The sequence below is a fragment of the Methanococcus voltae genome (genome assembly GCF_017875395.1).
In the GTDB taxonomy this organism is placed as follows: domain Archaea; phylum AGJL01; class Methanococci; order Methanococcales; family Methanococcaceae; genus Methanococcus; species Methanococcus voltae_C.
This window is the reverse complement of the sequence record NZ_JAGGMO010000004.1, coordinates 108,856-122,227: the sequence shown is the minus strand read 5'-3', so window position 1 is coordinate 122,227 and position 13,372 is coordinate 108,856. Positions and strand designations below refer to the sequence as shown.

The following is a 13,372-nucleotide window of genomic DNA, read 5'->3' as shown; positions in this document are numbered from 1 at the left end:
ATAGTTAACAAATACTAGTTAATTATTACTTATTTTTTGTATTCATGTATGGTTTCATATATTGGCCCATTTGGCGTTAAGGTACTTTTCTTCAAAGAAATTTTATTAATATTACAGCTTCCAAATTCGAGAGATTTATTATTTTTAACAAGTTGCAATATCCATTTCTTAGTATCGTAGTTAATATTTTTAATTCGTCCAATAGTTAGGTGCGCAATTATTTTTTTAGTATAATTAACACCATATTCCCTTTTAAATCCAATTTTAGACAATTTTTTGTCCACTTCTTTAAATTCCTCCTCTAAATCAGAAATTCCAATCCATAAAACCCTTGGTTCGTATTTATTAGGAAATATTCCCAAACCTTTTACTTCTATATTTTTATTAATATTCAGTTTAACCTTTTTTAAATCTTCAAGTTGTTTTTCTGATATATCTCCTAAAAATTTTACGGTAATATGTATATTTTCATCTTCTACAAATTTTATTTTATTATTCGTATTATTCGTATTGTTACCATTATTTTCATTTTTACTATTTAATTCATTTATCAAATCTTTTTTAAATTCATTAATCTTTAAATTGATTTCTTCATCCAATTCGATTGCTAAAAAACATCTCATTTTATCACGATAGTCACTACTGTAATAACCTTGTATAATAACTTTAATAGTCATAATATATAGTGTAAGGACATATATATGATACGTTTTACATTTGATAAATTTGATAAATTATTGATATTCTCAAATTCGGTGAAATTATGGATAATATGGATTACGAAAGATATGCTCGACAAATTAATTTAGATGGATTTGGTCGCGAGTCACAAGACAAATTACTGAATTCTAAGGTTACAGTGATTGGAGCGGGTGGTTTAGGCTCGATAGTTTTGCAATATTTGACCTCTGCAGGTATTGGCGAAATTAACATATTGGATTACCAAGATATAGAATTATCAAACCTTAATCGTCAAATAATTCATAATGAAACTAATTTGGGTCAATTAAAAGTAGATTCAGCAAAGGAAAAATTAGAAAAGCTAAATGCCAATGTAAAAATAAATACATTTAATCAGAAGTTAGAAAAAAAAGATTTAGATTCAAATCTAAAATTTATAAACGAAAGTGATTTAATAATTGATTGTCTTGATAACTTTGAAGCAAGGTATATTTTAAATGATTTGGCTTTAAAATACAATAAACCATTGGTACATGGCGCAATTGAGGGTATGCACGGACAAGTTACAACAATGATACCGGGGGAAACTCCTTGTTTACGATGTACCTTTAAAACAAAAGAAAATAAGGATAAAGTACCAGTTTTAGGATTTACTGCGGGTGTCATTGGATCCATACAAGTGGGAGAAGCTATAAAATATATCACAGGATATGGGGAAACTTTAAAAAACAAACTATTATCTGTAAATTTAAAAAATAATGAGTTTTTGACATTTAAAATTAAGAAAAATCCAAATTGTAGTTGCAATGGTACTAACTAATATTTTAATATTATTTTATTTTTATACTTATTTTATACTTATTTTATACTTATTTTAATAGTATTTTAATAGTATTTTATTATTTTAGTAATTAGTTTATTATTTTTTAATAAATTTATATATTTATACAATTCTATATTTAGATGTATTTAAACAATTAGTTTTTTTAATAGGTATCGGATTTTTAATAGGGTTTTTATACTACGACGTCATATGTACTTACAGTACTAAAACTGAAATACATGGGTGCATAAATGATAATTATCGGATTATTTGGAAAAACGGGTTGTGGAAAGACCGAAATATTAGAATTATTAAAAGAAAATAACTATTCCGTAGTAGATATAGAAGGCTGTGCAAACACCAAAGGGAGCGTTTTAGGGGACTTGTATCATTTAAAACAGAATGATCAGGAAACTTTTGACAGATTAATAAAAGAGCAACACGAAAAAGCATTAGAAAAAGGTTATTGTATCGTAGAATTTGAAGGTAGGTACATAGGCGGACAAGATAAAGTTAAAATCCCCGAACCGTATTCTGATTTGAAAAACTATAGCAATAATATTTTAATCGATTGCCCATACGATTGTCAAATGAAAAGGCTTTTAAAATGGTATGAACCTCAAAATGAAGAAGAAAAAGAGGTTTTAATAGGTAAAATTAACTTATTACAAAGTTTTTTTAAACATAAAATGGTTGACGTCCTTAAAGAGATTGAAGGGCTAATTAAAAATGATGAGTATTATAAAGCTTCCGAAATGATTGAAGAAAACCTTTATGCAGATCATTATTTAAGACATATTCAAAAAGTCGACTGTGCTTTGGAAATAAACAATATAAATTCGAAAGAATCCTTCGGAGATGTGGAGAAGTTTATAAATTTAGTTTTAAAAGAAAACAATTTAGAAATTTAAGTCTTTTTAAGTCTTTATTAATTATTACTTTAATTTACTACTTTAATTTAGGATTTAACAACACTACTGTACAATTTATTTTAATATATTGATATACTAATATTTTAATATACAAATATAATTTTAATATTTTAATATTTTAATATTTTAATATTTTTAGTATGTCGATATTTATTTATCAGAAAAAAAGGATTATTGAACTAATGTGATTTTATGGACGAAGAAATACTTTCAAGGTTACTAACTTTTAAAAAAGATGTGGTATTAGTAATTATGCTACATAACGGTTCAAAAGTAATAACCGATGGGAAAAAAATACTTGCAGGTAAATTAAGTGGAGAATTGGCATCTTTCATATTAAAAACTTCAAAAGGAATCAAAAAACCAGAAGTTTTTACATTTGAAAAGATTGAAAGCGAAAATAAATTAATTTATTTTGAGCCTATAAACATTAAATCTTTCTTGAATTCAATAGGTAAGGAATTAGATGAATCTTTAATAACAAATGAGGAATTAAACTATCTTTTACCCGATAATGACCTAGAATATGATGGAATGTACCTAATAGGTGATGAAGATGCAACTATTAATGATTTTGACGAGAATTATATACTAGTTGATGCAAGGTCGCCTCATGAGTATCATGAAAAAAGAATACCTCATTCAATAAACATACCTCTCTTTATGGATGATGAACATAAAAATATGGGCATTGTTTTCAAAAAAGAAGGTAATGAAAAAGCTATCGAGCTTGCAGGGCAATATATGAAGGCAGGAATTCCAAGATTAGTTGATGAATTCTTACAATTGGATAAAAGCAAAGAAATAATCGTATATTGTGCAAGGGGCGGTATGAGAAGCCAAACAATAACTACACTCTTGAAATTAATGGGTTTTAAAACAAGGCGATTAGTAGGGGGCTTTAAAGCTTATAAACTTAAATAAAACTTAAATAAATTTTCATATTATTTTTTTTATTTTTTTTATTTTTTTATTTTATATTATTTTATATTATTTTATATTATTTTTTTTATTTTATCTTACTTTTATCTAGACCCTTATTCTTTTTATTCGGCTATTTTATATCATTATTTATAATGAAAATTAAATTAAAAAAGATATCTTTATAAATTATCAATAAAATAATAGTTATGACAATAAATTACACAATTACGTATTAATTATTATTTATTATTTATTAGTTAATATACATACAATGAATCAAATAAATAATATATCAAATACGCCAAAATAAGGTGAAAAAGTGTCTACATTGGACTATTTAAAAGATTTAGCAACTGAAAAAGGTATTTCAGGAAATGAAGATAATGTAAGAAATTACATGAGAAAAGAATTAGAAAAATATGCTGACGAAATATACGAGGATAATTTTGGTAATTTAATCGCAAAAAAAGGTTCAAAAGGACCTAAAGTAATGATTGCAACACACATGGATGAAATAGGTTTAATGGTAAAATACATTGACGATAAAGGTTTCTTAAAATTCGTTAAAATAGGCGGAATAAACGATCAAATGTTATTAAACCAAAAAGTAGTTGTTCACACTACAAAAGGTGACATAATCGGTGTTTTAGGTTCAAAACCACCTCACAAAATGGATGAAAGCGAAAGAAACAAATTAATAAAATCCGATTTAATGTTTATCGATGTAGGTGCTTCAAACAGAGAAGAAGCAGAAGCTATGGGTATCGAAATAGGAACTGCTATCTCATTTAGAACAGACTTCGATATGCTCGGAGATAAAAGGGTAACTTGCAAATCATTTGATAACAGAGCAGGTTGTGCCGTGCTTTTAGAAGCTATGAAGCAGATTTCTGAATCAAGCGAAAAAGAAGGACTAGATTGCCAATTTTACGCAGTAGGTACTGTTCAAGAAGAAGTTGGTTTAAAAGGTGCTAAAACATCAGCATTTGGGATAAACCCTGACATAGCATTTGCTTTAGACGTTACAATCTGTGGAGATCACCCAGGAATTAAATTAGAGGACGCACCTGTAGAAATGGGCAAAGGGCCTGTTGTTACAATCGCAGATGCTTCAGGAAGAGGCATCCTCGTAAGTGGAAAAGTCTTAAAAATGTTAAGAGAAATCAATAAAAAAGAAGTTGAAGGAAAAATAGAAACTGAAATACCTGTTCAATATGAAGTAGGAGATGGCGGAACGACTGATGCAACAGCTATTCACTTAACAAGAGACGGTATACCAACAGGGGTTGTTTCAGTGCCTTCAAGATACATACACACACCAGTGGAAGTTATAGAAATTGAAGATTTAGAAAATACCACCAAATTAATATTAAAATGTTTAGAAAATGTACATAAATACTTTTAAGATTCTAAAATAGAATTTCAATTGATATTTCTTCAAATAATAAAATAATTAATTATTAATTAAATATTTTATTCTAATTAATTTTTTCCTATTTTTATAATATTTAATCGATTATACTCGTTCTCCAGGTCTTAAGTATGATTTTAACTGTCTTTTAGACCAATTACCGAAATAAGTATTATTCCCAGTTAAATCCATTCCTTTGAAATCAAGATTATACTTTATTTTCAATAATTTAGGTATTTTGGCATAAACAGAAATCTCTTCGATGCCATCAAATATAAAGAACGGCATTAAATAACTTATATTAGGATTGGTATATGCAGTATGTACTAATACAGGATAGTATTTCCTTAAGAGCGAATTATTATTCAGTCCGAGTTTTGACATTAAATTTTCTGAAAGACTTTTATTTAGATGAATATATTGACAAAGCATACTATATTCTTCATGCTTACGTCTTTTACCAAGAAATTTATAGTCTATATTGGCATATTTGATATTATTGTCCAACATGGTGTCAAAAATCGATATTGATTTGGCTAATAATAGCCTATATTCCATTAAATTTTCCATATGATTTTCCATAGTTTTATTTACTAAAGCATATTCGACTTCTTTTAATTTTCCCATTTTCGCCAATGAATTTAAGTATGCCACATATTTGCACAAATGTATTTTTTCGCCTCTTTTATTGGTTAACCAATAATCACTACCTAATAAAACGTCTTCTACAATTTTTTTGTACCCTAAGGGTACCCAATTTTTAGCTTTCTGCAAAAGGTTTTCTATAAGAACTCCCTTTTCAAAATCGTTTAATTCATCATATGAAGTTTCAGGAGTTATATTCATTGATTTTAAATAACTTATGGCTTCTAATTCGGTTCTAAATAGTGGTATTTCATTAAAATCATGTAAACTAATGTATAAAGGTCCTTTTTTATCATATATCAAAAGTTCGTCTATTTCTCGAATAATGCCGTATTTTTTTAATTTATTATCTGATAAATTAATTTCTTTATTTTTGTAATATTGAAACAGTATATCTACAAAATCTTTTAATTCCCCATCATTTTCAACCATTTTTAGAATTTTACGCATGGTTTTACCCTTTTTCGTTGAATTATTCAAACTACATTATAATCTAACAAACTAAATTTCACATCCTAACAATATTTATTACATTATTATTTATTTTATTTTATTTTTTATACTTATTTTATTATTTTATTATCTCATATTATAATTTAAATAAATACAAATATATAAAATAATGTAATATTTAAAATGATTAAGAATTATAAATTAACTTAAAAATAATTTATAATAAAGATATAATAAAGATATAATAAAGTTATACAAAACGGGATATTATGAAATTATTTGGAACATCAGGAATTAGAATGAAAAATTTAAGCCCCGAAATAGCATACAATGTGGGTTTCGCAATCGCAAAGAATTATAAAAATGTAGTGATCGGTAGAGACTCAAGAACGACTGGAGAGTTAATCGAAAGTGCCATCATAACCGGTCTTTTAAATGGCGGTGCTACAGTAAGTAAATTGGGTATTGTACCGACCCCAGTTCTTGGTTTTGCTTCAAAAAACTACGACGCAGGAATTATGATTACTGCATCACATAATCCGCCAGAATATAATGGTATAAAACTATTCAATAGCGATGGTACGGCATTTTTAGAGGAACAGGAGCACCTTATTGAATCCATAATTGTAAATAAGGAATATGAGCGAACTAATTGGAGTAACATCGGTAAAGTGGCAGATGACAAATATTCGATAATAGAATACTGTAAATTTATAATTGATAACTTGACCCAAATTACAAAAGGACACAAAAAACATAACGTTTTAGTAGATTGCAGTAACGCTGCAGCTTGCGAATTATCCCCTTATTTATTCACCGAAGTAGGTTGTAAGGTAATTTCCGTAAATTCTCACTTTGATGGTCGTTTTGTGGGTAGAATGCCTGAACCAAATGAAAAAAACCTAACAGAAACAATGGATATGGTAAAAGGATTAAATAGCATACCTAATAAGGATTACATTGCAATTGCACACGACGGTGATGCAGATAGAATGATCGCAATCGACGAAAAAGGTAGGATAACAGATTTTGATAAACTACTGACTGCATATTCTAGGTTTATAGTAGAAACTACGGGCACAAAAACTATTATAACCACAATAGACGCTTCAATTGCATTAGATGAGTATGTAAATGCTAATTCAAAAGGTAAAAAGGTAGAAATAGTACGTACAAAAGTTGGGGACGTTGCAGTATCCAATAAAATTAAGGAATTAACTAAAAACGGAGAAAATATCCAATTTGGTGGTGAACCTTCAGGAACTTGGATTCATAGCGGAATACATATGACTCCTGATGGTATACTCTCCGGTTTAAGACTTTTAGAAATGATGGAGCATTTTAATAAAAAATTATGTGATATAATGGATGAAATACCTGCTTATGACAATATGCGTGAGAAAATACCTTGCGATGACGGCTGTAAAAGTGAAGCAATGAAACTTGTTGTAAAAGAAGGTGAGGCAATATTCAACTGCGTTCCAAATACGCTTGACGGTGCAAGGTTCGATATTGCAGATAAGGACGCCTGGGTATTAATTAGACCGTCAGGTACTGAACCATACATTAGAATTAGGGTAGAAGCAAAGGATAAGAAAATTGCAGAAGAATTATTTAATAAATCAAAAGAATTGTTGGATAAAATAATAAAATAAGTATAAAAAATAAAATAAAAAATAAAAAAAAATAATAAACTAATTACTAAAATAGTAAATAAAATAATAAAATAAAATAAAATAAAATAATATAGGATAACTAACATCTGATATATTGTACCTATAAAATAAATAAAAATAATTTAAGATACCTATTAATCTTAATATGGTTATCCATCTATTAATTTAACTTATTTAATTTAATTGTCTGAAATATGCCGATTATTTTAAATTATTCTAAAATTATTTCTATTTTTTAAGTACATTGACCGTAACTATTATATACTATTGTATAGTATAGTAGAGTACCACTCTTTTAATACCATGATGATATGAGTGGGTGCCATCCGGATAAAAAAATTTTTTTAAATAGTGAAGGAGGTCATAATATGGCTGTTTATGTAAAATTTGAAGTACCACAAGAATTAGAAGAGAAAACTGCTGAAGTAGTTTCAAAAGCTACTATGATTAAAAAGGGAGCTAATGAAGTAACCAAAGCAGTAGAAAGAAGTAGAGCTAAATTAGTAGTTGTTGCTAAGGACGTTCAACCTGAAGAAATCGTAGCACACATACCTGCTATCTGTGAAGAAAAAGGTATCGCATACACATACTGCGCTACAAAAGAAGATTTAGGAAAAGCTGCAAACTTAGAAGTTCCTACATCAGCAATTGCTATTATTGAAACCGAAGATGCTGAAGGATTAAACGAGTTAGTTGAAAAAGTTAACGCTTTAAAAGCATAATTTGATTTAAAAATTTGATTTGCTTTCGAAAATTTATTTATATTATTAGAAACACGAAGCATAAGCACAAATTAGGTGATTAGCAATGGCTGATGAAATGGTATACAAAGAGGCAGTAGCTGCTGAAATCATTCAAGTAAATGGTAAAACAGGAGTTACTGGCGAAATTTTCCAGGTAAGATGCAAAATCTTAGGCGGAAAAGACAATGGTAGAATTTTAACAAGAAACGTTAAAGGTCCAGTTAAACTCGGCGACATCATTATGTTAAGAGAAACCGAGAGAGAAGCAAAACCTTTAGGAAAAAGAAGAAGATAAGTGGATGACAATCCTAACATATTCTTATAATCGGATATCATACGGTAATTGTAATTTATTGTATACTATGGCATAATATACTATAATATATGATATAATTAAAATTACCTACAATTCCGACTTGGTGATGAAAATGGAATGGAAAACATGTAGCTTTTGCGAAGGTGAAATTGAACCAGGATGCGGAAAAAAATACGTTAAAAAAGATGGTTCAGTTATGCACTTTTGCTCATCAAAATGTGAAAAAAACTTCAAACTCGGTAGAGTAGGAAGAAGATTAAGATGGACAAACATCTTCAGAAGAATAACAAAAGGACAACAATAAATATAATAATTTAAGTTGAATAATTAAATTAATTAACTTAATTTTAAATTTAAATTATTAGTTTTTTTCCTTTTATTTAATTTGACGATACGTTGATTGAATTAACTAAATATTGTTTTTTATTGATTAATCTTAAGTAATTAAGAATTTTTGAATTGTTTTTATAATTTACAGCTTATGCTATACCATATTTAGTTTAGTTTAGTTTAGTTTAAACTTAAAACATATTTCGCTAAAAAATACAACTATTAAAAAATATTAAAAAATATTAAAAATAAAATATGCAAAAAGTATATAAAAAATATACAAATACATAAACGATAAAAATTAAAAAGGTAATGTAATGTCTGCATCTAATTTAAAAGGGATATTTTATGTTTTATTGGCTTCTGGCTCTTATGGTATGGTGCCATTTTTTGCATTAATTGCTTTTGACGGCGGTTCTAATGCCACAACTGTTATATTGTTTAGATTTTTAATTGCAGCCATTTTTTTAGGCGCATATTTGAATATCAAAAAAGTAGATAAAAAAGTAACCACAACCAAAATATTTGATATAGCATTGTACGGGGCTTTATTTTACGTAGCAGCCGCTTTATCTCTAGTCGTATCGTATTACTATATACCAACGGGTACCGCTACGGTTTTACATTTCGTATACCCAGCTTCAGTGGTTATAATAATGGTTACACTCTTTAAAGAAAAAGTACTCAAGGAAAAGGTATTTTGTCTTTTACTTTCTATAGCTGGCGTAATATTGTTAGCAAATAGTGAAGGTGGAATATTAGACCCTTATGGAATATTCCTCGGCTTAATTTCTGGTGTACTCTATGCAGTTTACATCGTAGCAGCAGGACAAGGCAAATTAACATGTTCCGATGCTATTGTATCTTCCTATTACTTAACAGTTTCAGCTTCTGCAATCCTTTTAATATATGGATTCCTCACAAATGGAATTGTGTTGAATTTAACACCTATGGCTTGGGGAGCTATGGCTTTTGTAGCCATATTTTCAACGGCAATCTCCTTAATTTTATTCTTAAAAGGAGTTGGTGAAATTGGAGCGTCTAATGCTGCTATATTAAGTACTATGGAACCTATTGTAAGTGTAGTCATCGGAATTTTACTATTGGGCGAATCCTTAAATTTCTCAATGGCTTCAGGTACCTTATTAGTACTCATGTCCGTAGGTTTATTAACACTCACAGAAAAACGAAAAAAAGTAGAATTAGCTACTTCATTATAGTATAACTATAAAATATATTTTATACTATATTTTATACTATATTTTTATATTATAATTTCTTACAATATATTAACAGAAATTAAAAATTAAAGTTAAAATTAAAGTTAAAATTAAAGTTAAAATTAAAGTTTAAAAATTTAAAAGGTCAGAATATGCACTATTTTTCAGAGAACCCGAATTCTAAACACAATGAAACAACAATAAAAGGTACCATAAATAACAAAGTATTGTCATTTAATACAGATGCAGGTATTTTTTCCCCTAATTACGTAGATAAAGGTTCTCAAATCCTTGTTAATTATTCAGAATTCAAAAAAGATGATGATATTTTAGATATGGGCTGTGGTTACGGAGCTATTGGAATATCTTTAGCAGACGACGTTAATTCCGTTGTAATGACAGATATTAATAAAAGGTCCGTTAGTTTAGCAAAACAAAACATAAAATTGAACCACGTCCAAAACAAAAACATAACAGTTTTACAAGGTAATTTATATGAGGAAGTCCCAAAAGACTCTAAATTTGATGTAATAATTTGTAACCCCCCTATAAAAGCAGGTAAGGCAATTATTCATCAAATAATATCTGAAGGATTAGATTATTTAAAGCCAAATGGTAAAATTTATGTGGTTATTAAGACCAAACACGGGGCAAAATCTTTAACTGATTTCATGGAAAAAACATACGGCAATGTGGAAATTGTTAAAATAAAATCTGGATATAGGGTTTTGTGCAGTGTAAATAACTCAAATACTCAAGATACTGCAGATGATGAGGACACTAATTAATTTATCATACTTTTTTAATAAATATTTTAAATTTATATTATATTTTAATAAATATTATATTAATTATATTATTTAATATTACTTTTTTAATAAATTATATTATTATATTGGCTATATGATAAGGACGATAACACATATCGAAAATACTATATACTATAATACTCAAAAATATTTATGACTATTACGTAATTACTAAACTTAATAATAACAGTATTAAAGTAATATATTGACATTATGGCATATGATGACAATGTACATGGCGAAAAATACAACCCTAGCATAACTATGAAATATATTTTAACTAAATGAGGTATTCGGAGGGATTTGTTTGAACGTCTCCAGAAAGCGTTTTAAGTTATACCTATCCTACTTTTTAGTAATATTGATTATCGGGCTATTTATGGTCTTTTCCCAATCTGCATACGATGTTGTACCAACATACACCCCCAAATATACTATCGAGTATGATTTTGGAATTATACAAGATAATCACAATGGTACAGTGTCACAGATTAAATTTGGTAAAAATTCAAATACCTTACACGTATTTTTATCTAGTGAATGGCTTCGAAAATCATCCCTAGAACAACAAATCCTTGCTAATGATATAGGTGTGGAATTAAATAGTGCTTTAAAAACTAAACACCTTTTAGAGAATAATGACGAATTAAATGTTAATTATTATTTAGATAATAGTCAAATGTGTACTTATTCTTCTAAAAAGGGAGTTAAAATAATACAAGCTAATGAAGTTATAGATTTGGAAAATACATCTGAATAATTTTAAATATTGACTTCTACTTTTTTAAATTTTAAATAGGGCATATGATAAAATAAAATAAAATAAAATAAAAAATTAAAAAGAATAAAACATTAAAAGTAAAAATAAAAGTAAAAAAGAAAATTGAATAAAAATGTCTCTAAGATTTATTTATTATTTAGTATTTAGCATTTATTTTCTATTTTTTTAATTATTTATTCATTTTTTATTCATTTTTTATTTATTCGAATAAATATTTTAAAACTGCTTTTTGAGCATGCAATCTATTTTCTGCTTCATCAAATACATACGAGTTTTTACTTTCGAATACTTCTTCAGTAATTTCCATGCCTTTATTTGCAGGCAAACAGTGTAAAACTATCGAATCATCTTTTGCAAGTTTCATCAATGCACTATTTATTTGGTATGGTGGGAATATTTTTTTAATGGTGTCCAAGTCTTTATTTACATCGCTCATACTAATCCAAACGTCAGTATATAAAACATCTGCGTCTTTTGCAGCTAGTTCCGCATCATCAGTCAATGTAAGACTACCTTCGCCGTACTTTTCTATTATTTCAAGTGCTTTTTTTACGAAAATCCCATTAGGTTCGTAACTTCTAGGAGTAGCAATAAATACATCCATTCCAAGAATTGCACCAGCTATCATCAAAGAGTTTGCAATGTTATTTCCATCTCCAAAGTAAGAAAGTTTTAAACCTTTAAATTCCTCAATTGATTTAAACCCTTTTGTTTCTTTGATTGTCAATATATCTGCTAATATTTGACATGGATGTGCTAAGTCGCTTAAAGCATTTACAATCGGTATATTACTATTTTTAGATAATTCTTCAAGGGTACTATGTTTTTTAACTCTGGCAACAATTGCATCAACAAATCTTTCCATTACTCTTGCTGTATCTTCGATACTTTCCTTTTTACCAAGGTGTATCTCATTATGGTTCAATGTTAGACTATGTCCACCTAATTCGTTTACTGCAAGGTCAAAGCTTATTCTAGTTCTTGTCGATGGACTTTCAAAAATTAATGCAACATTCTTGTTTTTTAGTATGTCGTGACCATACCTATTTTTTTTGAAAAATTCTGCATAATCCATAAGTTTTGAAATATCTTCACGTTCCAAATCCCAAAGTGTTAGTAAATCCATGTTACTCACCCATATTTTGAATAAAGAATTTATTTTGTTCAATTTTTTTAATTTTTTGATATAATTCCATTATTTCGATAATTTTGGCAAGTTATACTATTTATTACACATAATATATAAATTTGATTATTTAAGGATACAAATGTACATATTTTTAATTTAAGCATGCTTAAATAATGTTCGGTGAGTACCTTACATAATACGCATTGTTTTAATAAAGTACACTAATATATTATATTAAGAGTTAAAAAATCCATTAACTCGATAAATATAGTTATACAAACCTCCGAATTTAAAGGCCAGTACTTTGGTACAAATTTAAACTAGATTTATAATATATTTCAATAGTTAATGTCAAAAATAAGTAAAAATAACCTAAATTTACAAAAAAATATTTTATAATTTAATAATTTAATATTATGCCCTATATATTCTATTAAATATACAAATATGCCTAACATATTTAATATACTTAATATATTACTTTATTTCATATCCTTAA

General features: G+C 27.6%; 14 protein-coding genes. 11 read left to right on the top strand and 3 right to left on the bottom strand.

The window, feature by feature from the left end:
• Window positions 1-29 precede the first annotated feature (29 nt).
• Window positions 30-677, bottom strand: a complete 648-nt coding sequence (gene thpR, locus J2127_RS05700; protein WP_245326475.1) for an RNA 2',3'-cyclic phosphodiesterase — start codon at window positions 675-677, stop codon at window positions 30-32.
• Window positions 678-772: 95 nt separating this feature from the next.
• Here thpR and J2127_RS05695 point away from each other — a divergent pair, with 95 nt between their 5' ends.
• From J2127_RS05695 to J2127_RS05680, 4 genes are all read left to right on the top strand, one after another.
• Window positions 773-1,501 (top strand): HesA/MoeB/ThiF family protein, encoded by a 729-nt coding sequence (locus J2127_RS05695; RefSeq protein ID WP_209732659.1) that lies wholly within the window; start codon window positions 773-775, stop codon window positions 1,499-1,501.
• A gap of 254 nt (window positions 1,502-1,755) precedes the next feature.
• Entirely contained in the window at window positions 1,756-2,415 is a 660-nt protein-coding gene (locus tag J2127_RS05690) for a selenouridine synthase SelU-like subunit (RefSeq protein WP_209732600.1), read from the top strand.
• 213 nt (window positions 2,416-2,628) lie between these two features.
• Entirely contained in the window at window positions 2,629-3,360 is a 732-nt protein-coding gene (locus J2127_RS05685) for a rhodanese-like domain-containing protein (protein ID WP_209732599.1), read from the top strand.
• Window positions 3,361-3,679: 319 nt separating this feature from the next.
• Complete coding sequence (locus tag J2127_RS05680) at window positions 3,680-4,765, top strand: M42 family metallopeptidase (protein WP_209732598.1); 1,086 nt, start codon at window positions 3,680-3,682, stop codon at window positions 4,763-4,765.
• 111 nt (window positions 4,766-4,876) lie between these two features.
• Here J2127_RS05680 and J2127_RS05675 read toward each other — a convergent pair whose 3' ends face one another.
• Window positions 4,877-5,896 carry a hypothetical protein gene (locus J2127_RS05675; RefSeq protein WP_209732597.1) on the bottom strand — a complete coding sequence of 340 codons (1,020 nt, stop codon included), beginning with the start codon at window positions 5,894-5,896 and terminating at the stop codon, window positions 4,877-4,879.
• 242 nt (window positions 5,897-6,138) lie between these two features.
• On the opposite strand from J2127_RS05675, the gene glmM reads away from it, so the two are divergent.
• The 7 genes from glmM to J2127_RS05640 all read left to right on the top strand — a co-directional run bounded on the left by glmM (window position 6,139) and on the right by J2127_RS05640 (window position 11,723).
• On the top strand, window positions 6,139-7,524 hold the full coding sequence (glmM, locus tag J2127_RS05670; RefSeq protein ID WP_209732596.1) for a phosphoglucosamine mutase: 1,386 nt from the start codon (window positions 6,139-6,141) through the stop codon (window positions 7,522-7,524).
• A gap of 389 nt (window positions 7,525-7,913) precedes the next feature.
• Complete coding sequence (rpl7ae, locus tag J2127_RS05665; RefSeq protein ID WP_013179781.1) at window positions 7,914-8,267, top strand: 50S ribosomal protein L7Ae; 354 nt, start codon at window positions 7,914-7,916, stop codon at window positions 8,265-8,267.
• An 85-nt stretch (window positions 8,268-8,352) separates the two neighbouring features.
• Window positions 8,353-8,583, top strand: a complete 231-nt coding sequence (locus J2127_RS05660) for a 30S ribosomal protein S28e (RefSeq protein WP_013179782.1) — start codon at window positions 8,353-8,355, stop codon at window positions 8,581-8,583.
• A gap of 133 nt (window positions 8,584-8,716) precedes the next feature.
• Complete coding sequence (locus tag J2127_RS05655) at window positions 8,717-8,908, top strand: 50S ribosomal protein L24e (RefSeq protein ID WP_209591458.1); 192 nt, start codon at window positions 8,717-8,719, stop codon at window positions 8,906-8,908.
• Between the two features lie 343 nt (window positions 8,909-9,251).
• Window positions 9,252-10,154 (top strand): DMT family transporter, encoded by a 903-nt coding sequence (locus J2127_RS05650; protein ID WP_209732595.1) that lies wholly within the window; start codon window positions 9,252-9,254, stop codon window positions 10,152-10,154.
• 152 nt (window positions 10,155-10,306) lie between these two features.
• Complete coding sequence (locus J2127_RS05645) at window positions 10,307-10,942, top strand: class I SAM-dependent methyltransferase (RefSeq protein WP_209732594.1); 636 nt, start codon at window positions 10,307-10,309, stop codon at window positions 10,940-10,942.
• 400 nt (window positions 10,943-11,342) lie between these two features.
• A complete protein-coding gene (locus tag J2127_RS05640) occupies window positions 11,343-11,723 on the top strand; it encodes a hypothetical protein (RefSeq protein WP_209732593.1) in 381 nt (126 codons plus the stop codon).
• A gap of 220 nt (window positions 11,724-11,943) precedes the next feature.
• Here J2127_RS05640 and argF read toward each other — a convergent pair whose 3' ends face one another.
• Complete coding sequence (argF, locus tag J2127_RS05635) at window positions 11,944-12,870, bottom strand: ornithine carbamoyltransferase (RefSeq protein ID WP_209732592.1); 927 nt, start codon at window positions 12,868-12,870, stop codon at window positions 11,944-11,946.
• Between the last annotated feature and the right edge of the window lie 502 nt (window positions 12,871-13,372).

Coding starts and splice junctions, on each gene's coding strand:
- glmM (WP_209732596.1), top strand. CDS start 6,139: ATGAAATTATTTGGAACATCAGGAATTAGAATGAAAAATTTAAGCCCC.
- argF (WP_209732592.1), bottom strand. CDS start 12,870: ATGGATTTACTAACACTTTGGGATTTGGAACGTGAAGATATTTCAAAA.
- J2127_RS05640 (WP_209732593.1), top strand. CDS start 11,343: ATGGTCTTTTCCCAATCTGCATACGATGTTGTACCAACATACACCCCC.
- J2127_RS05660 (WP_013179782.1), top strand. CDS start 8,353: ATGGCTGATGAAATGGTATACAAAGAGGCAGTAGCTGCTGAAATCATT.
- J2127_RS05650 (WP_209732595.1), top strand. CDS start 9,252: ATGTCTGCATCTAATTTAAAAGGGATATTTTATGTTTTATTGGCTTCT.
- J2127_RS05695 (WP_209732659.1), top strand. CDS start 773: ATGGATTACGAAAGATATGCTCGACAAATTAATTTAGATGGATTTGGT.
- J2127_RS05655 (WP_209591458.1), top strand. CDS start 8,717: ATGGAATGGAAAACATGTAGCTTTTGCGAAGGTGAAATTGAACCAGGA.
- J2127_RS05645 (WP_209732594.1), top strand. CDS start 10,307: ATGCACTATTTTTCAGAGAACCCGAATTCTAAACACAATGAAACAACA.
- J2127_RS05685 (WP_209732599.1), top strand. CDS start 2,629: ATGGACGAAGAAATACTTTCAAGGTTACTAACTTTTAAAAAAGATGTG.
- rpl7ae (WP_013179781.1), top strand. CDS start 7,914: ATGGCTGTTTATGTAAAATTTGAAGTACCACAAGAATTAGAAGAGAAA.
- thpR (WP_245326475.1), bottom strand. CDS start 677: ATGACTATTAAAGTTATTATACAAGGTTATTACAGTAGTGACTATCGT.
- J2127_RS05690 (WP_209732600.1), top strand. CDS start 1,756: ATGATAATTATCGGATTATTTGGAAAAACGGGTTGTGGAAAGACCGAA.